Origin of the sequence: Trinickia sp. (genome assembly GCF_051954495.1) — a bacterium.
Lineage (GTDB): Bacteria > Pseudomonadota > Gammaproteobacteria > Burkholderiales > Burkholderiaceae > Trinickia.
On sequence record NZ_JBQCHR010000062.1, the window covers coordinates 1 to 18,479 of the forward strand.

Below are 18,479 nucleotides of genomic sequence, written 5' to 3' on the forward strand. Positions count from 1 at the left end.
GGGGCGAGGGTTTGAATGGAAATTTTGGGTAAGGAAGCTATGAAAACAATCAAGCGAGCCCTCATGGGCGTGCTGGCGTCGTGCGGGCTGCTCAGCGCGCATGCCGCCTTGGCAGTCGGCGATAGTCCGGGCGGCCCCGCCGTCAACGAGATCAATTTCCAGCCGCCCGTGACGAAAATCGCTGAGGAGCTCTATCACCTGCACATGATGATGTTGCTGCTGTGCACGGTGATCTTCCTCGGCGTGTTCGGCGTGATGTTCTATTCGATCTTCAAGCACCGCAAGTCGAAAGGGCATAAGGCCGCCAATTTCCACGAAAGCACCACGGTCGAAATCATCTGGACGATCGTGCCGTTCGTCATCGTCGTTCTGATGGCGCTGCCGGCCACGAAAACCGTCGTCGCGATGAAGGACACGAGCAACGCCGATCTGACGGTCAAGGTCACGGGCTACCAATGGAAGTGGGCCTACGACTACGTCAAGGGTCCGGGCGAAGGCATCAACTTCTTCTCGACGCTCACCACGCCGCGCAGCGAGGTGAACGGCAAGGCGGCGATCTCCGATACGTACCTGCAGGAAGTCGACAATCCGCTCGTCGTGCCGGTGGGCAAGAAGATCCGCATCATCACGACGGCCAACGACGTCGTCCACTCGTGGTATGTGCCCGCGTTCGGCGTGAAGCAAGACGCGATTCCGGGCTTCGTGCGCGATACGTGGTTCAAGGCCGAGAAGACCGGCACGTACCGCGGCTTCTGCACCGAGCTTTGCGGCAAGGAGCACGCGTTCATGCCGGTGGTCGTGACGGTCTTGTCCGACGACGACTACGCCAAGTGGGTCGACGACACGAAGAAGAAGCAGGCGAACGCCGGCGACGATCCGAACAAGACCTATACGATGGCCGAGCTCATGCAGCGCGGCGGCGAGGTCTACAAGTCGAACTGCGCCGTGTGCCACCAGCCGACAGGCAAGGGCGCGGGGGCGTTCCCGGCGCTGGATGGCAGCAAGATCGCCAACGGCCCGATCGCGAACCACGTGAGCATCGTGCTGAACGGCAAGAATGCGATGCCCAATTGGGGCAAGACGCTCAACGACGTCGAGATTGCCTCGGTCATCACCTTCGAGCGCAACTCGTGGGGTAACCATACCGGCGACATCCTGCAGCCGAAGCAGGTTGCGGATGCGCGCAACGGCAAGATGCCCGAAGGCGGCGATCACCTGTCCGGCGCCGCCGCCCCGACAGCCGCGAGCGGCGCCGCCAGCGGCGCGGCCGCGGCGAGCGGGCCGACGGCCTCGCTCGGCGCACCGAGCGCCGTGACGGCCAGCCGGGTGGTTAAGAATCAGCCGGAAGCGGTCGCTGCCCGCACCGCGCCGGCGGCTTGACGTGTCGCCGCACTATTTGCACTAGGAGATTCTCATGTCTAGCATCGGACACGATGTAGCCGCGGGCCATGGCCACCATGACGACCATGCGCACGCCACGCCGCACGGCTGGCGTAGGTGGCTGTTCGCCACCAATCACAAGGACATCGGGACAATGTACCTGCTGTTCTCGTTCACCATGTTCCTCGCGGGCGGCGTCGCGGCGCTGATGATCCGTGCCGAGCTGTTCGAACCGGGCCTGCAGATCATGCGCCCCGAGTTCTTCAATCAGCTCACCACGATGCACGGCCTCATCATGGTGTTCGGCGCGATCATGCCGGCTTTCGTCGGCTTCGCGAACTGGATGATTCCGCTGCAGATCGGCGCGGCCGACATGGCCTTCGCGCGGATGAACAACTTCAGCTTCTGGCTGCTGCCCGTTGCGGCGTGCTTGCTGGTCGGCTCGTTCTTCGCGCCTGGCGGCGCGACGGCTGCGGGGTGGACGCTGTATGCGCCGCTGTCGACGCAGATGGGCCCGGGCATGGACTTCGCGATCTTCGCGATCCACATCATGGGCGCGTCGTCGATCATGGGTTCGATCAACATCATCGTGACGATCCCGAACATGCGCGCGCCGGGCATGACGCTCATGAAGATGCCGATGTTCGTCTGGACGTGGCTCATCACGGCCTACCTGCTGATCGCAGTGATGCCGGTGCTCGCGGGCGCGATCACCATGGTGCTGTTCGACCGCCACTTCGGCACGTCGTTCTTCAACGCGGCCGGCGGCGGCGACCCGGTGATGTACCAGCACATCTTCTGGTTCTTCGGGCACCCCGAGGTCTACATCATGATCTTGCCGGCGTTCGGGATCGTGTCGCAGGTGATCCCGGCGTTCTCGCGCAAGGCGCTGTTCGGCTATAGCTCGATGGTGTACGCCACGGCGTCGATCGCGATTCTCTCGTTCATGGTGTGGGCGCACCACATGTTCGTGACGGGCATGCCGGTCACGGGCCAGCTGTTCTTCATGTACGCGACGATGCTGATCGCCGTGCCGACGGGCGTGAAGGTGTTCAACTGGCTCGCGACGATGTGGCGCGGCTCGCTGTCGTTCGAGACGCCGATGCTGTTCGCAATCGGCTTCCTGTTCGTGTTCACGATGGGCGGCTTCACGGGCCTGATGCTGGCGATGGCGCCGCTCGATATCCAATACCACGGTACCTATTTCGTGGTGGCGCACTTCCACTACGTGCTCGTGGCGGGGTCGCTGTTCGCGCTCTTCTCCGGCTGGTACTACTGGTCGCCGAAGTGGACGGGCTGGATGTACAACGAAACGCGCGGCCAGATCCACTTCTGGGCGTCGATGATCTTCTTCAACCTGACGTTCTTCCCGATGCACTTCGTCGGCCTGGCCGGCATGCCGCGTCGCTATGCCGACTATCCGGCGCAGTTCACCGATTGGAACCAGGTTGCGTCGATCGGCGCATTCGGCTTCGGCCTGGCGCAGGTCTACTTCCTGTTCGCTGTCGTGCTGCCCGCCTATCGCGGCGCCGGCGAACTCGAGAAGGCCGCCGACAAGCCGTGGGACGGCGCGACGGGTCTCGAGTGGACGGTTCCGAGCCCGGCTCCGTTCCACACGTTCGAGAATCCGCCGACGGTGGAGTAACGCGAACGGATGGGCCGCTTGCTCGCCATCGAACGGCGGCGGGTAGGAGCGGCGGTCCGGAAAGAAGAAGGAAGAGCCCAGCGCGGTATGCCGCGCTTGGCTCGGTAGCGAAAGAGAAAATGAACCATCCACAAAAAAGACGTACGCCGGCGCAAACGCGCGCGGGCAATTTGCGCCTCGGCTTGATCTTGCTTGCCGTCGTCGCCGTCTTCTTTTTGGGTGCCGTTCTGAAGCAGTGGTTGTCTCACTGAGCCGCCGGTCGAGCGTTTAGGAGGAAGTCATGTCGACGGGGGCGCCGGGGGACGTCGATCGTTCGTTCAATCGATCGATGCTCGTCAAGCTTCTGATCATGGCGGCGGTCATGTTCGGATTCGGTTTTGCGCTCGTGCCGCTTTACCGCGCGATTTGTCAGATCACGGGCGTGAACAATCTCGTGAAACGCGACGTGACGGCGGCCGATGTCAAGAACACGCAGGTGGATGCGACGCGTACCGTGTCGATCGAGTTCGATGCGAACGCGCGCGGCCCGCTCGAGTTCAAGCCGGAGCGCAACAGTCTCGACGTGCACCCGGGCGAAGTGACGGTCGTGAAGTATCGCGTGACGAACGAACAGAACCGCGCGGTGAGTGCGCAGGCGATTCCGAGCTATGCGCCGCGCCTCGCGATCGAGTACTTCAAGAAGATCGAATGTTTTTGCTTTACGCAGCAGACGCTGGCGGCGCACGAAACGCGTGAAATGCCGGTCGTGTTCTACGTCGATCCGAAGCTGCCGCGCGACGTGAAGACGATCACGCTGTCGTACACGTTCTTCGAACTGGGCGTGCCGGCAGGCAAGACGGCAAGCACGGGAGCGGCGCCCGCGATGGAGGCGGCGCGAGCGACGAAAGGCGCACGGGGCGCGTAGCGTACGCCGGCCTTGGCGAGCGCGAAAGAGGATGTGATGGAGGAGGCGATGACCTCAGGCGGCAAAAGCAGTTTCACCCGGACGATGAAAGCGGTGCTCTGGTCGTTTTTCGGGGTGCGCCGCAGCGCCGATCACGAAGCGGATACGCAACTCAATCCGCTGCATCTGATCGCGGCGGGGTTGATCGCGGCGGCCATCTTCATCGCCGTTCTGATCGCGGTCGTGCATGCGGTCGTGGGCTGATCGCGGCGGGCGAGGCAACTTGATAAACGAAGCGGCGCTTGTCTCGACGTGCCGCCGATTACTGCATAACTGGACTGAAGTGGAGAATCAACAATGAGCGGTCAAAACGAGAGCCCGTATTACTTCGTGCCGAATCCGTCCCGGCACCCGGTCACGGCGTCGATCGGCGTCTTGGTCATGCTCGGGTCGCTGGCGATGTGGATCAACGATACGCCGTGGGCTCCGTACACGATGTTCGCGGGTCTGCTGTGGCTGCTCTTCGTGCTTTGGCACTGGTTCGGCGACGCCATCTCCGAATCGGAGAGCGGCATGTACGGCAAGCGCGTCGATACGTCGTACCGCTGGAGCATGAGCTGGTTCATCTTCTCGGAAGTCATGTTCTTCGGCGCGTTCTTCGGTGCGCTGTTTTACGCGCGTCAGATCGCGCTGCACGAACTCGGCAGCCTCGACTACAAGCTTATTTGGCCCGATTTCACGGCGGTTTGGCCGAACGAGGGCCCCGCGGCGCTCGCCGGCCACTTCAAGGCGATGGTGCCGTGGCCCGTTCCGACCATCAACACGGCGTTGCTCTTGAGCTCGGGTGCGACGCTCACCGTGTCGCACCACGCGCTGCGCGACGACCATCGGAAGAAGGCGATCGCCTGGCTGGCCGCGACGGTGGCGCTGGGGCTTTGCTTCTTGTTCATGCAAGCGTTCGAGTACTATCACGCGTACAACGAACTGAACCTGACGCTGTCCTCGGGCGTCTACGGCTCGACGTTCTTCCTGCTGACCGGCTTTCACGGGTTCCACGTGTTCCTCGGCGGCACGATGCTGACGGTGGTGCTGGTCCGCTTGATCCGCGGGCACTTCACGGCCGATCATCACTTCGCGTTCGAAGGCGCCGCGTGGTATTGGCACTTCGTCGACGTCGTCTGGCTCGGCCTGTACGTCGTCGTCTACTGGCTGTAATGCAGCAGCAGGTCCGCCTTGCGGCAAGCGGGGCGGGTGGCAAAGCGCATCGCGCACTTCTCGCGCGGCGCGTTTGCCGGCAAACCTGTACGAGCGCGCCGCCTTCGAGCAGATCGAGGCGGCGTTTGTCTTTTCAGCGGGGAGACTGCGGCAACGTGTCGCAGCGGCGAGGGCGGTCGGCGAGCGCTCAGCGGCCGAGCGGGACGTGGCTGTATTGAATCCAGCCCAGCCAATGCGCGAGCCAGAGCAGCAAGAACAGTGAAATGGAGAGCCCTACGCGCGTGGCGAGCGACCAGACCATCCGCTTCGTTCGGCCGCGGTCGTGCATCATGAAATAGAGGGCCGACACCATACTGGCGATGATGAGGATGAAAGCGACGGCAACGAAAATGTGCATGGAACCAACCGATATTCGGGATCGACGTAGAACAATCGCTGCAATTATCGCACCGGCGAGCGTCGTGCAAACACCCGTCGAGCGCAGCGCATGAAGATCCGACTCGTCCCGGCGTTGCTGATTCTGTTCGTCATGGCCGTCACGATCCGCCTGGGTTTTTGGCAGCGTGACCGCGCGCATCAGAAGGAAGCGCTGCAAGCCCAGATCGAACGCTACGAGCACGCACCGGCGCAAGCGGTGGGTGCGCAGCCGATCCCGCTCGCATCGATCGAATATCATCGCGTGCGCGCTGTCGGCCGCTTCGTGCCCGATCGCGTGGTTTATCTGGACAATCGCCCGTATCAGGATCGGCCGGGCTTCTACGTCGTCATGCCGCTCGCGCTCGACGGCGGCGGCTACGTGCTCGTCAATCGAGGCTGGTTGCCGCGAAACGCCGATGTGCGCACGGCGATCGCGCCCTACAGTACGCCGTCGGGCAGCGTGACGATCGAAGGGATTGCGCGGGCCGATGCATCGCGTGCGTTCGAATTGGGCGAAGGCGGCTCGGCCGCGCATCAGCGGATACGGCAAAACTTGGACGTCGCCTCGTTCGCTCGCGAAACGGGCCTCGCGCTGCAGCCGTTCGTCATCGAGCAGACGAGCGCCGCGGACGATGCGCTCGTGCGCGATTGGCCCGCGCCGACGATGGGCGTCGAGCGAAACTACGGCTACATGTTCCAGTGGTGGGGCATGGCGGCCGCGGCGCTGGGTTTTGGATTGTATGCGGCCCGACGCGCCGCGAAGAAGGAAATTTAAGAGGATTGAGCCGTGTCGATGTCATCCGAACGTTCCCGTGACCGCAGCGGCGGCAGCTCCGCCCAAGCTCGAAGCGCGGGCGCTCCGCCGGCGCCTGCTGCCGCGCGCGGCTCTTGGCGGCGCGGCCGCTGGATGGTCCTGCTGATCGCGCTCGTCTGCGCGGCGCCGGTCATCGCTTCGTACCTGACCTACTATGTATTCAAGCCCACGGGCGGGCAGACGAACTACGGCACGTTGATCGAACCGCAGCGCCCGATTTCCGCGGCGCTCATCGTCAAGGACGAAGCGGGCAAACCCATGCCGCTCGCGTCCCTGCGCGGGCGCTGGCTCATGATCAGCGTCGATCGCAGCGCGTGCGACAAGGCCTGCGCCACGAAGCTTTATTTCATGCGACAGATCCGCGCGACGCAGGCGGGCGAGCGCGAACGCATCGTCACGGTCTGGCTGCGTACCGACGCCGATGCGGTGCCCGAAGCGATCGAGCACGCCTACCCCGATACGCGCAAGCTGATTGCCGATCCCCCGGCCCTGACGGCGTGGTTGCCGGCCGACACGGGCACGCTCGATACCGATCACATCTATCTCGTCGATCCGAACGGCAATCTGATGATGCGGTTTCCGAAGCAGCCCGATCCGAGCAAGATCAAGCGCGACGTCACGAAGCTCTTGAACTCGTCGAGTATCGGCTGACGCCGCTTGCCGCAGAATGGTTGGAGGTCATCGATGTTTTTGCTGCAATTGGGGGCGACGGGACTGTGCATCGCGCTGCTTCCCCTGAGCTACGTCTGGATCAAGGCGAGCGACGATAAGTTTCGCAAGCTCGTTTGGGTCACGACGTTCCTCACGCTCGATCTCGTCATGTTCGGCGGCTTCACGCGCCTGACGGATTCCGGCCTCGGCTGCCCCGATTGGCCCGGCTGTTACGGCACGTCTTCGCCCTTTCTCGCGCATGCGCAGATCGCGGCCGCGCACGCGGCGATGCCGACGGGGCCTGTCAGCCTGGTCAAGGCTTGGATCGAGATGATCCATCGCTACTTCGCGATGGCGATCGGCGTGCTCATCATCGCGCAAACGGCGAGCGCATGGATTGCGCGCGTCAAACGCAAGGCGTTGACCGTGTCGCCGTGGTGGCCCACGGCGTTGCTGCTGCTGATCCTCGTACAAGGCGCCTTCGGCGCGTGGACCGTGACGATGAAGCTGCAGCCCGTGATCGTCACGACGCATTTGCTGCTCGGCTTGACGCTGCTGGGCGCGCTTGCTTGGTTCGCCGCGCGCTTGACGCCGATTCCGGCCTACGAGCCGCAGATCGCACGCTATCGTGCCGCGGCGCTGGCGGGGCTGGCCTTACTCGTCGTCCAGCTTGCGCTCGGCGGCTGGGTGAGCACGAATTATGCTGTGCTCGCGTGTACGGATTTTCCGACGTGCAACGGTCAATGGGTGCCTCCAATGAATTTCGCGCAAGGCTTCCACCTGTGGCGAGCGCTGGGGATGACCGGCGACGGCGAAGCGATCACGCAGGACGCGCTGGTGGCCATTCATTGGACGCACCGCACGTTTGCGGTGGTCGTCATTGCCTATCTCGCGGCGCTCGCGTGGAAGATGCGCCGGTTCGAGTCGCTGCGCCGGCCCGCGACGGGCGTTTTGATCGTGCTGGCGCTGCAATTTGCCACGGGCCTATCGAACATCGTGCTGCAATGGCCGCTGCCGATCGCCGTCGCCCACAACGGCGGGGCCGCGGTCCTGCTGCTTTTCGTCGTTATGCTAAACTTTCGAACCGCTTCCAGCCGACTTGCCCGCGCCGCCGTTTCGCCGCGCGAGGCCGCACCCGCGTGATCCCATGGAAAGCACGACACTAGCTCGCCACCCCGGCTCCAGAATCTCCCAATACCTCGCGCTCACGAAGCCTCGTGTGACGCAGCTCGCCGTGTTCTGCGCGGTCATCGGCATGTTCTTGTCGACGCCCGGCATGGTGCCGTGGAAGACGCTGATCGGCGGTACCGCCGGCATTTGGCTGACGGCCGGCGCGGCATTCGCGATCAACTGCCTCGTCGAGCAAAAAATCGATGCCAGGATGCGCCGCACGGCATGGCGTCCGTCGGCGCGCGGCGAGATCACGACTTCGCAAATCTTGCTGTTTTCGGCCGTGCTCGGCGGCCTCGGCATGTGGACGCTCTATACGTTCACGAATCCGCTGACCATGTGGCTCACGTTCGCTACGTTCGTCGGCTATGCGGTGATCTACACCCTGCTGCTCAAGCCCGCCACGCCGCAGAACATCGTCATCGGCGGCGCCTCCGGCGCCATGCCGCCCGCACTGGGCTGGGCCGCGGTGACGGGGGCGGTGCCGGGCGATGCCTGGATCCTGGTTCTGATCATCTTCGTTTGGACGCCGCCGCACTTTTGGGCCCTCGCGCTGTACCGCCGCAAGGACTACGAGGACGCGGGGCTGCCGATGCTGCCCAATACGCACGGCGAACAGTACACGCGCCTGCATATTTTTCTATACACGGTCATCCTGTTCGCGGTCACGCTCATGCCGTTCGTATCCGGTATGAGCGGTCTCGTCTACGTGGTGTCGGCCATCGTGCTCGGCGCCGTGTTTCTCGGCTATGCCTGGAAGATCTATCGCGAGTACTCCGACGCGCTCGCACGCAAGACCTTCCGTTATTCGATCGTCTATCTGTCGTTGCTTTTCGCGGCGCTGCTCGTCGATCACTATGCGCGTCCGTTGATCGGCGCTTGATGGTACCCATGCTCAAACATTCGCCCGCGCGCATCGTGCGCGCGTGTCTCGCTGCGTGCCTCGTTGGCGGCATGCTGTTTCTGGCCGGTTGCGGCAAAAGCGCGCCGGCGTTTCAGAATCTCGATCTGACGGGCAACACGCAATTCGGCAGCGATTTTTCGATGCCCGATACAGGCGGCACGCTGCGCACGCTGGCGGACTACAAGGGCAAAGCCGTGGTGCTGTTTTTCGGCTACACGCATTGCCCCGATGTCTGCCCGACCACGATGGCCGAGCTCACGCAGGCGCTGCAGCAACTGGGGCCCGACGCGAAACGCGTGCAGGTGCTGTTCGTCACGGTCGATCCCGCGCGTGACACGCCGCCGGTGCTGTCGCAATACGTGAAGGCGTTCGATCCTTCGTTCGTCGGCCTGCGTCCGAGCGATGCGCAGCTGGCCAAAGTCGCGAAGGATTTTCGCGTCTATTACGCCAAGGTGCCGGGCAAGACGCCGGATAACTACACCATGGACCACACCGCGGCGAGCTACGTGTTCGACCCTTCCGGCAAGCTGCGATTGTTCGTGCGCGACGGCCAAGGCGCGCAACCCTGGGTTCACGATCTCAAGTTGCTGCTCGACTAAGCGTCGCTCTTCCTCCCCGCCTCAATTCGTTCGTACCCCTAAGCAATCGCATGTCGTTCGCCTGCGCGTTCGCGCGCGGCATATCGATATGCGATCAACGTATTTCCCTTTGCGACGGGGCCGTGACACCATCGCAGCGTCTTCTTTTTTCTTCCAATAAAGAAAGCGAGTATCCATGCAACGCAGAACGCTTCTGAAGCTCCTCTCGTCCGTCGCGGCATCCACCGCATTGTTCATCGGCTCGACCGCGCATGCCGAGAATCAAGTCATCAAGGTCGGCACGATCGCCGGTCCCGACGAGCAGACTTGGGCCGTCGTGCAAAAGGTCGCCAAGAGCGAAGGTCTCGACGTGAAGATCGTCACGTTCAACGACTACGTGCAGCCGAATGCCGCGCTCGACGCCGGCGACCTCGATGCGAATGCGTTCCAGCATCAGCCCTATCTCGACAGCCAAATCAAGCAGCGCGGCTACAAGCTGGCCACCGCGGGGCTGACGTACATTTCGCCGATCGGCGTCTATTCGAAGAAGCTCAAAGCCGTGAAGGATCTGCAGCCCGGTGCGAAGGTCGCGATTCCGAACGATCCGTCGAATGAAAACCGCGCCTTGCTGTTGTTGCAAGCGCAGGGGCTCATCAAGCTGAAGGCGGGCGCCGGGATCAACGGCAACAACGCCACAACGCTTGATATCGCCGACAATCCGAAGAAGCTCAAATTGCTCGAACTCGACGCGGCGCAGCTACCGCGGTCGCTGAGCGACGTCGACGCGGCCGTCATCAACACGAACTATGCGCTCGCGGCCGGATTGCAGCCGACGAAGGATGCGATCGCGCGCGAAGACGTGCACAGCCCCTACGCGAATCTGATCGCCGTGCGGGCGCAGGACAAGGACAAGCCGTGGGTTAAAAAGCTCGTGGCGGCTTATCACTCGCAGCAGGTGCGCGATTTCATCAACGCGCAATTCAAAGGCGCGATGGTGCCGTCGTTTTAAGACCCTAACGTGCGTCGCTCGACCCCGCCTCCGTCGTGCATCCGCCGATATGCAGGATCCCGGTCACACGGGTTTCAGCTACACTTGGACACATCCTCGATGTGATCGCCCTGAACTGCGCGTGCTAGACTCCGCATCCATGTCATATTGGCGCAAATTCTTCATCGTCGTGCTGTTGGCGCTGAGCCTGCCGGTTCAGTCGTTCGCGGCTATCTCGATGATATGCGTCGCCTCGCATGCGCAAGCCGGTGAAACGCCGCTCGCGCATGCCGAGCAAACCATGTCCGAGCATCATCACGACATGCATGGAACGACACTCGCGGCCGACGACCATCGCACCCATCGCCACAGCGGCGGTCATCACGCCCATTCATGTTCAATGTGCGCGGCCTGCTGCTTCGGCACCGCGCTACCGGCAGTGCCAGTCGTGGTCATATCTGCCGGCGCAAGACGCGCCACCCCCTCCATTCCGCCTTCCGCCGGTGTCGTGTCTTTCTTGACCGACGGCATCGAACGACCTCCTCGCTACACCCTCGTCTAGTTCTCCGCCGCGGCTAACGCCCGCGATGCGCCTTTCGTCCTGACGGTCTTGCGTGGACCGGTCAGGCGATTCACGACGAGAAAATTTATGCGACTGATTTCTGCGGCGCTGCTCGGCGCGGCGGCTTCATTGCCGACGCTCGTGCACGCCACCAACACGATTCCCGACCCGACGGATGCGGCGGCCCGTGTCCCGGCGATCGCGGCTCCGTCGGCCTTCGATGGCTATCGCCCCTACAACGACGCCGACAACCCGACCTGGCAACAGCTCAATCAAGCGGTCCGGGAGAAGCCAGTCCAGGGTCGTATGACGCGTGGCGGCGCAATGGCCCACGGCGGCGCCATGAACACGCCCGCCGGCGATCGCCGCGCGAATCATGGGCAGCATGGGGAACCCGCCAAATGACGAAACGATTCGTTTCAACGCGCATCGGCGCGAGTGTTGCCGTCATGGTGTTTCTGGCTGGCTGCACCACGTTCTCGAAGGACGGCGGGTTCGGTACGGTTTCGTCGGCGGCCACGGAGCGGCTCGGTAAGGACGCGGTTATCGTCAAAACCGACGCCGATCGGGAGGCAGTGGCGAAGCGAACGCGGGAATTGCTCGCTAAGCCGCTGTCGATGGACGACGCCGTGCAGGTCGCCCTGCTGAACAATCGGGGCCTGCAGGCTTCATACGCGCAATTGGGGCTGGCACAAGCCGATGTGGTGCAGGCGGGGCGACTGCCGAATCCGGGCTTCACGTTCAGCCGCACGCGAGCGGGCAATGGCGACCTGAGCATCGGTCGTACGTTCTCGGCGAACGTACTCGGCATTCTGACGCTGCCTTTGGCCGCCCGAATCGAGGGCCGGCGCTTCGAACAGACGAAGCTCGAGACAGCCGATGCGATGCTCAAGCTCGCGGCCGAGGCGCGTCGCGCGTATGTCAACGCAGTGGCCGCGCAGCAGGCTGCCAAGTACGCGGACCAGGTGACGGACTCCGCCGGCGCGGGCGCCGAACTCGCTTCCCGCATGCGGCAGGCCGGGAGCTTCAGCAAACTCGACTATGCGCGGGAGCAAGCGTACTACGCGGACTCGATTGCCCAGGCCGCCAAGGCTCGGCAGCGAGCCGTGTCGGCGAGGGAGCAGCTCACCCGCACGATGGGCATATGGGGCGACGGCACGACGTACACCTTGCCTGAACGCCTGCCGGATCTGCCGAATGAGCGCCCAGACCTGAAGGATCTCGAGCAGTTCGCGATGCAGAACCGGCTGGACATCCAGGCAGCCAAGATGCAGACGCAAGGTGTTGCGTCGTCGCTGGGCCTCACCAAGGCAACGCGGTTCATCAACGCAATCGATGTCGGTTACCAGAACAACTACGAAACCGATAAGGGTCGCGAGCACGGCTATGAAATCAGTATCGAAATCCCGATTTTCGATTTCGGCAGCGCCAAGGTCGCACGCGCGCAAGCCCTCTACATGCAGTCGGTGAACCGCCTTGCCCAAACCGCGATCGATGCACGATCGGAGGTACGCGAATCGTATTCAGCGTACGTCAGCAGCTACGACGTCGCGAAACACTATCGCGACGAGGTCGTGCCGATCCGCAAGACGATTTCGGACGAAGTTCTGCTCCGCTACAACGGCATGCTCGCCAGCGTCTTCGAACTGCTCTCCGACTCGCGTGAGCAAGCCGGCGCGGTGAACAGCTACATCGACGCGCTAAAGGACTACTGGCTGGCGGAAACGGATCTCCAGCAAGCGCTGGGCGGACGTCTGCCGCCTGCCTCTGCCGTGCAACCGGCCCACGAAACGCATTCGGAAGGTAAATAACATGGTGTCCCGTCGACAATTTCTCAGCGGCTCGGGGGCCGCGCTCCTGGGCGCCGCGATGGTGAGCAAGGCCGCAGCGGCCTCGTTGCCCGAAGCCCCGACCATGGCAAAGGCGACGATGCAGCCGCCGCTCGCGCCGCCCAACGGCCGCCCGTACACACCGGTCGCCACGTTGAACGGCTGGACGCTCCCATGGCGCATGAAGAACGGCTGGAAGGAGTTTCACCTGACGGCCGAGCCCGTCGTGCGCGAAATGGCGCCCGGCATGAAGGCCAATCTGTGGGGCTACAACGGCCAGTCGCCGGGGCCGACGATCGAGGCCGTCGAAGGCGACAAGGTCCGCATCTTCGTCACCAACAAACTGCCGGAGCACACCACGATCCATTGGCATGGGATGCGGCTGCCGAACGGCATGGACGGCGTCGGCGGTTTGACGCAGCCGCATATCCCGCCCGGCAAGACGTTCGTCTACGAGTTCGCGCTCGAGAACCACGGCACGTTCATGTATCACCCGCACGCGGACGAGATGGTGCAGATGGCGATGGGCATGATGGGGATGTTCATCGTGCACCCGAAGGACCCCACCGCGATGCCGGTCGACCGCGATTTCGTCTTCCTGATGTCCGCTTATGACATCGACCCGGGGAGCTTCACGCCGCGGGTGAACGAGATGACCGACTTCAACATGTGGACGTTCAACGCGCGCGTGTTCCCCGGTATCGATCCGTTGCCGATTCGGGCTGGCGATCGGGTGCGAATTCGGTTCGGCAATCTAACGATGACAAATCACCCGATTCATCTGCATGGCTACCACTTCGAGGTGGCCGGTACGGATGGAGGCTGGATTGCGCCGGCCGCTCGTTGGCCGGAGGTGACGGTCGACGTTGCCGTCGGCCAGATGCGCGCGATCGAGTTCACCGCGGACCGGGCGGGCGACTGGGCATTTCATTGTCACAAGTCGCACCACACGATGAACGCGATGGGCCACAGCGTGCCGAACATGATCGGCGTGCCGCAGAAGGACCTGGCCAAACGCATCAACAAGCTCGTGCCCGACTACATGGCGATGGGCAGCACGGGCGGTGCAATGGGGGGGATGGAGATGCCGCTGCCCGACAACACGCTGCCGATGATGACCGGTACCGGCCCCTTCGGGCCGTTGGAGATGGGCGGGATGTTCACTGTCGCCAAGGTCCGGCAGGGGCTCGGTCGGAACGATTACCGCGATCCGGGCTGGTTCGATCATCCCAAAGGCACCGTCGCCTACGAATACACCGGCGAGACGCCGGACAGCTGATTCACACTGCAAGGTCGGGGCCCCGCCCGATCATGGGTTTCATCATTTCAACTCTGGAGAAGCACCATGAAGAAAGCACTGTTCTCGATTGCAATGGGCGGCGCGCTAGCGTTCTCTGCGTCGGCGTATGCCGCAGGCGACATGAGCAGCATGGATATGAGCGGTGGCGCGAAGCAAAGCGCCGATGCCAAAAACGGCATGTCGCACGGCGAGGTCAAGAAAATCGACGCGGCCGCAGGCAAGCTGACCATCAAGCATGGTCCGCTTGAAAACCTCGGCATGGGAGGGATGACGATGGTGTTCAAGGCGAAGGATCCGGCGATGCTGTCGCAGGTGAAAGTCGGCGACAAGATCGATTTTGTCGCCGAGGAGATCGACGGCGCATTGACCGTCGTCACGCTGCAAAAGCAGTGAGCCGATCAAACGTGCATCGACTGAAGGTCGTGCTCGGGCCGACCGCCGGATGTCCGAGTCATCATCGTTATGGAGCGCAATGAGCGAACTCCCCAATCGTGCGACGATGCAGCGCCCAGACGATGAGTCCACACGCTGCACAGACCCACCATAAATTGCGCCCACTGAACGCACCATAGATCCACGTTCCGGCGGCTGGGCCATACAGTGAATGTCCCAGCCAGACCGCCGTGAAGATGCCCAGATAGCGGCCGCGGTCGCGGTTGGCGCTGCGATTCATCACGGCGAGCGTCCAGGCGGGTGTCAGCAGAACCTCGGCGGCGGTGATGCATATCATCGTCGCGATTGCGTACGCGGCGCCCCTGCCGAGATTGAGCAGCGGAAACGCGATGGAGAGCAACAGCGTACCCCATCGACTCGCGGAAACCAGACCGATGCGGCCAATAAGAATCATGGCCGGCCCTTGAGCGAAGACGATGAGGATCGCGTTGATCGAGAACAAGTAGCCGACCCAGCGAGCGTCAAGCCCATAGTCCTCCGCCAGAAAAAGGCCGAACACGCCGTACATTTGGTCGAAGATGCCCAGCGCGAGCAGTTGTCCAAACACGAACATCAAGAAGGCGCGATCGGCCCATGGCGAGCCTGATACGCGCTTGCCGGCGCCGACTACTGGCGTGTCGCTCTTCTCAGCCCGCGTCGTGTTTTCAGGTAAGAGCGGGTGCCGGATCAGCAGGCAGCCACCGACGACGTTGGCGATACCGGCTGCCGCGAATAGCGCAGGATATCCGGCCTCCGACAAGGCCGCCGCAGCGAGGCCCGCAGCCGCAACGCCGAGATTGAAACAAATCCGATAGAGCCCTTGTAGCCAGTTCGCATCATCGGCCGCCGCCGTCTCCATGATGAGACGCAAGTTCGCGGGGCGAAACGCGCCGTCCGCGATACCTATTGCAGGGACAATGAAGATAAGCCCTGCGAGCGGGGGCAATTGCGAAAGGCAGACGGCTAACGCACCGCTCGTGCAGAGAGCACTTGCGGTGAGCTTGCGGGTATCGACGCGGCAGGACAGTGCTCCGCCTGCGTAGGCTCCCGCGATGCAGCCTGCGCCGTATGCGCCCATCAGCATGCCGATCGACTTGAAGTCGAGTGCATAGCTGCCATGAAACAAGAGCGGCATGAACAACTTCACGATCACACTTGCGCTGTTGAGTAGGGTCGCGCCCAGTTGCGCGCGCACCGTTCTAGGCAGTTCGAGGAATCGTGATAGCCAGTTCAAACGGCCAGGCCCCGCGCCACCCCTCAAAACTTTCTTTCCCACGTTTGCGCCATGAGGTTGCGCCCAAAGCGCCGTTCCGGCTCTGTCGCCACACACACGAACCCGGCGCGCTCGAACACACGCCGACCCTCGTTGAGCACTCCGCAGGTCGTGAGCGTCAGCGTCTCGTAGCCCGCGCGCTGCGCGAAACCGAGGCTTTGCTCGACGAGCAGCGTGCCGATTCCCAGCCCCCGCGACTCCGGTTCGACATACAGCAACCGCATGCGTGCCGCGCGCTCGGATTCCGCGGCGACGAATGCCGCGCCCACCACGCTTTGCTGCTGCTCGGCGATCCAGCACATGGCGCGCTCGGGATCGCGCTGACGAGAAAACTCGGCGATCTCCTGCGCGGCGAACGCTTCGAATCGCATATCCGCGCCGTATTCGGCACTGAAGAGCAATGCCTGCCGATGCACGAGCCACCCGTAATCGCCCGGCTTCGGCGCGCGAAGCAAGACGGGCACTTGCGTGGGCCTGCGCTCGAGCAGCCGCTCGATCACGCGCATTGCATCGATGAGCTGCTGCTGGCCCGACGCGGACAATTCGCCCAACACGCCGCGCACTTCCTCGATGGCGGCGACCTCGAGCGGCGCATAGGCCGCGCGCCCGGCCGGTGTGAGCGCGAGCAGCGACTGGCGCGCATCGGCTTCCGATTGTCGTCGCGTAATCAATTGCCGGCGCTCGAAGCTTGTCAGCAAGCGGCTCAGATAGCCGCTATCCAGGCCGAGCGCACGCGCGAGCTCTGTGGCCGTGGACGCGCTGCCGAGCGCGAGTTCGCGCAGCACGCGCACCTCCGTCAACGAGAACGGACTCTTCTGTAAAAACTCATGCAGCACGCCGATGTGCTGCGTATAGAAACGATTGAAGTGGCGCACCGCTTCCGCGCGATGCAGCAAGGTAGGGTCGATCAATGCAGGCGTTCTCCGGTTCGTCACCGTATCGTCTAAATTAAACAGAACTATATGGGATCGTCGTCAACAAACAAGTTTTGTCGGACGAATTCAGTGGTACTAAACAGGTATATTCGTCAGCCGGAAGACGCCGGCTAGCCAGGCCGGATGGCCCTGCGCTGGTACCCACTGCGGGTAAATCCTGATCTCCGAATGCGGCCCTTCGGAGCCGCGTCTTTTCGCGGAAAGCCTTGCTGAACAGGGCGTTGAAGGATTTCCCCGGTCGCTCGTAGCCACGATTGACTGGTACTATTCTGGTTATATAATGGGCTCCAATTCCAATAGCCCTGCCGCGCGCGCCCGATCGGCGCGCCTACTGTGTCGGCATCGGCCGAACGCCTCTCCAAGCACGCCAGCCTTATTGAGATAGCAACCCATGCTGAACGGAAACATCCTTACGCCGGACGGTTGGATTCTCGGCACGCTCCACCACGAAAACGGGCGGGTCACCGCGCTCGAAGGTGCGCCCGCGGATCCTGCGACCAATGGCGAGCCCTATATCCTGCCCGGCTTCATCGATCTGCACGTGCATGGCGGCGGCGGCGCCGATGTCATGGAAGCGGGCGACGCCATCGAAACCATCGCGCGCACGCATGCCCGGCACGGCACGACGAGCCTGCTCGCGACGACCATGACCGCGCCGCGCAACGAACTGATGGCCGTGGTCGCGGGCCTGGGCGAGGTCACACGCACCCGCACGCCGGGCGGCGCGCGCGTGCTGGGCGTGCACCTGGAAGGCCCGTACATCAACCCGGGCAAGCTGGGCGCGCAGCCCGACGCGGCCGTTTCGGCGGTGCTCGACGAGGTGCTGAAGTACCTGTCCATTGCACCGATCCGCGTCGTCACGCTTGCACCCGAAATCGCGGGACACATGGAAATCATCTCGGAGATGGTCGCGCGCGGCGTGCGGGTCCAACTCGGTCACTCGCTCGCGACCTACGACGATGCCGTGGCGGCGCTCAAGCATGGCGCATGCGGTTTCACGCATTTGTTCAACGCGATGTCTCCGATGCATCACCGCAATCCTGGCCTCGTCGGCGCCGCGTTCGCGCATGCGGAATTCGCCGAGATCATTCCCGATTTGCTGCACGTTCACCCGGGCGCGATCCGTGCGGCGCTGCGCGCCATTCCACGCTTGTATGTCGTGACCGACAGCACGTCAGCCACGGGTATGCCCGACGGCGAATACCGCCTCGGCAGCCAACACGTGACCAAGTGTCTCGGCGGCGTGCGCTTAGCCGACGGCACGCTGGCCGGCAGCACGCTGACCATGGACGAGGCGCTGCGCAATCTCGTCTCGCTCGGTCTGCCGCTCGCCGATGTCTCCAATCGCATGTCGCGCTATGCCGCCGACTACCTCGGTATCGAAGACCGAGGCCGCCTCGCGCGCGGCGCGTGGGCCGATGTCGTCGTGTTCGAGCGCGATCTCACACTCGCAGCGACCTACGTCGAAGGGGAGCAGATTGTCGAATATGCTTAAAGAGGCGC

20 protein-coding genes and 1 pseudogene are annotated in these 18,479 nt (G+C 63.2%); 18 read left to right on the plus strand and 3 right to left on the minus strand.

The genetic code is table 11. The features are described from left to right. Positions 1-15: 15 nt before the first annotated feature. The 6 genes and pseudogenes from coxB to ACTHNR_RS09470 all read left to right on the plus strand — a co-directional run. Positions 16-1,311 (plus strand): annotated as a pseudogene (coxB, locus tag ACTHNR_RS09445) (cytochrome c oxidase subunit II); the annotation flags it as partial. 103 nt (positions 1,312-1,414) lie between these two features. Beyond that, entirely contained in the window at positions 1,415-3,025 is a 1,611-nt protein-coding gene (gene ctaD / locus ACTHNR_RS09450; RefSeq protein WP_440547322.1) for a cytochrome c oxidase subunit I, read from the plus strand. A gap of 119 nt (positions 3,026-3,144) precedes the next feature. Then, positions 3,145-3,276 carry a cytochrome oxidase small assembly protein gene (locus ACTHNR_RS09455; protein ID WP_440547324.1) on the plus strand — a complete coding sequence of 44 codons (132 nt, stop codon included), beginning with the start codon at positions 3,145-3,147 and terminating at the stop codon, positions 3,274-3,276. Between the two features lie 29 nt (positions 3,277-3,305). Beyond that, positions 3,306-3,929: a cytochrome c oxidase assembly protein gene (locus ACTHNR_RS09460; protein WP_440547325.1), complete on the plus strand. Its 624-nt coding sequence runs from the start codon at positions 3,306-3,308 to the stop codon at positions 3,927-3,929. A 48-nt stretch (positions 3,930-3,977) separates the two neighbouring features. Further along, complete coding sequence (locus ACTHNR_RS09465) at positions 3,978-4,172, plus strand: DUF2970 domain-containing protein (protein ID WP_440547326.1); 195 nt, start codon at positions 3,978-3,980, stop codon at positions 4,170-4,172. A 93-nt stretch (positions 4,173-4,265) separates the two neighbouring features. Further along, positions 4,266-5,123, plus strand: a complete 858-nt coding sequence (locus ACTHNR_RS09470) for a cytochrome c oxidase subunit 3 (protein ID WP_440547327.1) — start codon at positions 4,266-4,268, stop codon at positions 5,121-5,123. A gap of 187 nt (positions 5,124-5,310) precedes the next feature. Here ACTHNR_RS09470 and ACTHNR_RS09475 read toward each other — a convergent pair whose 3' ends face one another. After that, positions 5,311-5,520, minus strand: coding sequence for a twin transmembrane helix small protein (locus ACTHNR_RS09475; RefSeq protein ID WP_440547328.1), 210 nt, complete (start codon positions 5,518-5,520; stop codon positions 5,311-5,313). A 90-nt stretch (positions 5,521-5,610) separates the two neighbouring features. Here ACTHNR_RS09475 and ACTHNR_RS09480 point away from each other — a divergent pair, with 90 nt between their 5' ends. The 11 genes from ACTHNR_RS09480 to ACTHNR_RS09530 all read left to right on the plus strand — a co-directional run bounded on the left by ACTHNR_RS09480 (position 5,611) and on the right by ACTHNR_RS09530 (position 14,729). Next, entirely contained in the window at positions 5,611-6,315 is a 705-nt protein-coding gene (locus ACTHNR_RS09480; RefSeq protein WP_440547329.1) for an SURF1 family protein, read from the plus strand. An 18-nt stretch (positions 6,316-6,333) separates the two neighbouring features. Further along, entirely contained in the window at positions 6,334-7,005 is a 672-nt protein-coding gene (locus ACTHNR_RS09485) for an SCO family protein (RefSeq protein ID WP_440547330.1), read from the plus strand. 33 nt (positions 7,006-7,038) lie between these two features. After that, entirely contained in the window at positions 7,039-8,148 is a 1,110-nt protein-coding gene (locus tag ACTHNR_RS09490; protein ID WP_440547331.1) for a COX15/CtaA family protein, read from the plus strand. 4 nt (positions 8,149-8,152) lie between these two features. After that, on the plus strand, positions 8,153-9,058 hold the full coding sequence (gene cyoE / locus ACTHNR_RS09495) for a heme o synthase (protein ID WP_440547332.1): 906 nt from the start codon (positions 8,153-8,155) through the stop codon (positions 9,056-9,058). 8 nt (positions 9,059-9,066) lie between these two features. Next, on the plus strand, positions 9,067-9,678 hold the full coding sequence (locus ACTHNR_RS09500) for an SCO family protein (protein ID WP_440547333.1): 612 nt from the start codon (positions 9,067-9,069) through the stop codon (positions 9,676-9,678). A 175-nt stretch (positions 9,679-9,853) separates the two neighbouring features. Further along, on the plus strand, positions 9,854-10,666 hold the full coding sequence (locus ACTHNR_RS09505; protein ID WP_440547334.1) for a MetQ/NlpA family ABC transporter substrate-binding protein: 813 nt from the start codon (positions 9,854-9,856) through the stop codon (positions 10,664-10,666). Positions 10,667-10,805: 139 nt separating this feature from the next. Further along, positions 10,806-11,207, plus strand: coding sequence for a hypothetical protein (locus ACTHNR_RS09510; protein WP_440547335.1), 402 nt, complete (start codon positions 10,806-10,808; stop codon positions 11,205-11,207). A gap of 87 nt (positions 11,208-11,294) precedes the next feature. Next, on the plus strand, positions 11,295-11,612 hold the full coding sequence (locus tag ACTHNR_RS09515) for a hypothetical protein (RefSeq protein ID WP_440547336.1): 318 nt from the start codon (positions 11,295-11,297) through the stop codon (positions 11,610-11,612). Beyond that, entirely contained in the window at positions 11,609-13,018 is a 1,410-nt protein-coding gene (locus ACTHNR_RS09520; protein ID WP_440547337.1) for a TolC family protein, read from the plus strand. Before ACTHNR_RS09515 ends, ACTHNR_RS09520 begins: the two co-directional genes overlap by 4 nt. A gap of 1 nt (position 13,019) precedes the next feature. Then, positions 13,020-14,315: a multicopper oxidase family protein gene (locus ACTHNR_RS09525; RefSeq protein WP_440547338.1), complete on the plus strand. Its 1,296-nt coding sequence runs from the start codon at positions 13,020-13,022 to the stop codon at positions 14,313-14,315. Positions 14,316-14,381: 66 nt separating this feature from the next. Beyond that, positions 14,382-14,729 (plus strand): copper-binding protein, encoded by a 348-nt coding sequence (locus ACTHNR_RS09530; protein WP_440547339.1) that lies wholly within the window; start codon positions 14,382-14,384, stop codon positions 14,727-14,729. Between the two features lie 67 nt (positions 14,730-14,796). On the opposite strand, the gene ACTHNR_RS09535 is transcribed toward ACTHNR_RS09530, so the two are convergent. Together ACTHNR_RS09535 and ACTHNR_RS09540 are read right to left on the minus strand one after the other, a co-directional pair. Continuing rightward, complete coding sequence (locus tag ACTHNR_RS09535) at positions 14,797-16,098, minus strand: MFS transporter (protein ID WP_440547340.1); 1,302 nt, start codon at positions 16,096-16,098, stop codon at positions 14,797-14,799. Next, a complete protein-coding gene (locus ACTHNR_RS09540) occupies positions 16,026-16,952 on the minus strand; it encodes a bifunctional helix-turn-helix transcriptional regulator/GNAT family N-acetyltransferase (protein ID WP_440547341.1) in 927 nt (308 codons plus the stop codon). The genes ACTHNR_RS09535 and ACTHNR_RS09540 overlap by 73 nt, the downstream gene beginning before the upstream one ends. 415 nt (positions 16,953-17,367) lie before the next feature. Here ACTHNR_RS09540 and nagA point away from each other — a divergent pair, with 415 nt between their 5' ends. Then, entirely contained in the window at positions 17,368-18,471 is a 1,104-nt protein-coding gene (nagA, locus tag ACTHNR_RS09545; protein WP_440547342.1) for an N-acetylglucosamine-6-phosphate deacetylase, read from the plus strand. The last annotated feature ends 8 nt before the right edge of the window (positions 18,472-18,479 follow it).

Excerpts from the sequence above, each read along its gene's own strand:
- ctaD (WP_440547322.1), top strand. The coding sequence starts at position 1,415 with ATGTCTAGCATCGGACACGATGTAGCCGCGGGCCATGGCCACCATGAC.
- ACTHNR_RS09455 (WP_440547324.1), top strand. The coding sequence starts at position 3,145 with ATGAACCATCCACAAAAAAGACGTACGCCGGCGCAAACGCGCGCGGGC.
- ACTHNR_RS09460 (WP_440547325.1), top strand. The coding sequence starts at position 3,306 with ATGTCGACGGGGGCGCCGGGGGACGTCGATCGTTCGTTCAATCGATCG.
- ACTHNR_RS09465 (WP_440547326.1), top strand. The coding sequence starts at position 3,978 with ATGACCTCAGGCGGCAAAAGCAGTTTCACCCGGACGATGAAAGCGGTG.
- ACTHNR_RS09470 (WP_440547327.1), top strand. The coding sequence starts at position 4,266 with ATGAGCGGTCAAAACGAGAGCCCGTATTACTTCGTGCCGAATCCGTCC.
- ACTHNR_RS09475 (WP_440547328.1), bottom strand. The coding sequence starts at position 5,520 with ATGCACATTTTCGTTGCCGTCGCTTTCATCCTCATCATCGCCAGTATG.
- ACTHNR_RS09480 (WP_440547329.1), top strand. The coding sequence starts at position 5,611 with ATGAAGATCCGACTCGTCCCGGCGTTGCTGATTCTGTTCGTCATGGCC.
- ACTHNR_RS09485 (WP_440547330.1), top strand. The coding sequence starts at position 6,334 with ATGTCATCCGAACGTTCCCGTGACCGCAGCGGCGGCAGCTCCGCCCAA.
- ACTHNR_RS09490 (WP_440547331.1), top strand. The coding sequence starts at position 7,039 with ATGTTTTTGCTGCAATTGGGGGCGACGGGACTGTGCATCGCGCTGCTT.
- cyoE (WP_440547332.1), top strand. The coding sequence starts at position 8,153 with ATGGAAAGCACGACACTAGCTCGCCACCCCGGCTCCAGAATCTCCCAA.
- ACTHNR_RS09500 (WP_440547333.1), top strand. The coding sequence starts at position 9,067 with ATGCTCAAACATTCGCCCGCGCGCATCGTGCGCGCGTGTCTCGCTGCG.
- ACTHNR_RS09505 (WP_440547334.1), top strand. The coding sequence starts at position 9,854 with ATGCAACGCAGAACGCTTCTGAAGCTCCTCTCGTCCGTCGCGGCATCC.
- ACTHNR_RS09510 (WP_440547335.1), top strand. The coding sequence starts at position 10,806 with ATGTCATATTGGCGCAAATTCTTCATCGTCGTGCTGTTGGCGCTGAGC.
- ACTHNR_RS09515 (WP_440547336.1), top strand. The coding sequence starts at position 11,295 with ATGCGACTGATTTCTGCGGCGCTGCTCGGCGCGGCGGCTTCATTGCCG.
- ACTHNR_RS09520 (WP_440547337.1), top strand. The coding sequence starts at position 11,609 with ATGACGAAACGATTCGTTTCAACGCGCATCGGCGCGAGTGTTGCCGTC.
- ACTHNR_RS09525 (WP_440547338.1), top strand. The coding sequence starts at position 13,020 with ATGGTGTCCCGTCGACAATTTCTCAGCGGCTCGGGGGCCGCGCTCCTG.
- ACTHNR_RS09530 (WP_440547339.1), top strand. The coding sequence starts at position 14,382 with ATGAAGAAAGCACTGTTCTCGATTGCAATGGGCGGCGCGCTAGCGTTC.
- nagA (WP_440547342.1), top strand. The coding sequence starts at position 17,368 with ATGCTGAACGGAAACATCCTTACGCCGGACGGTTGGATTCTCGGCACG.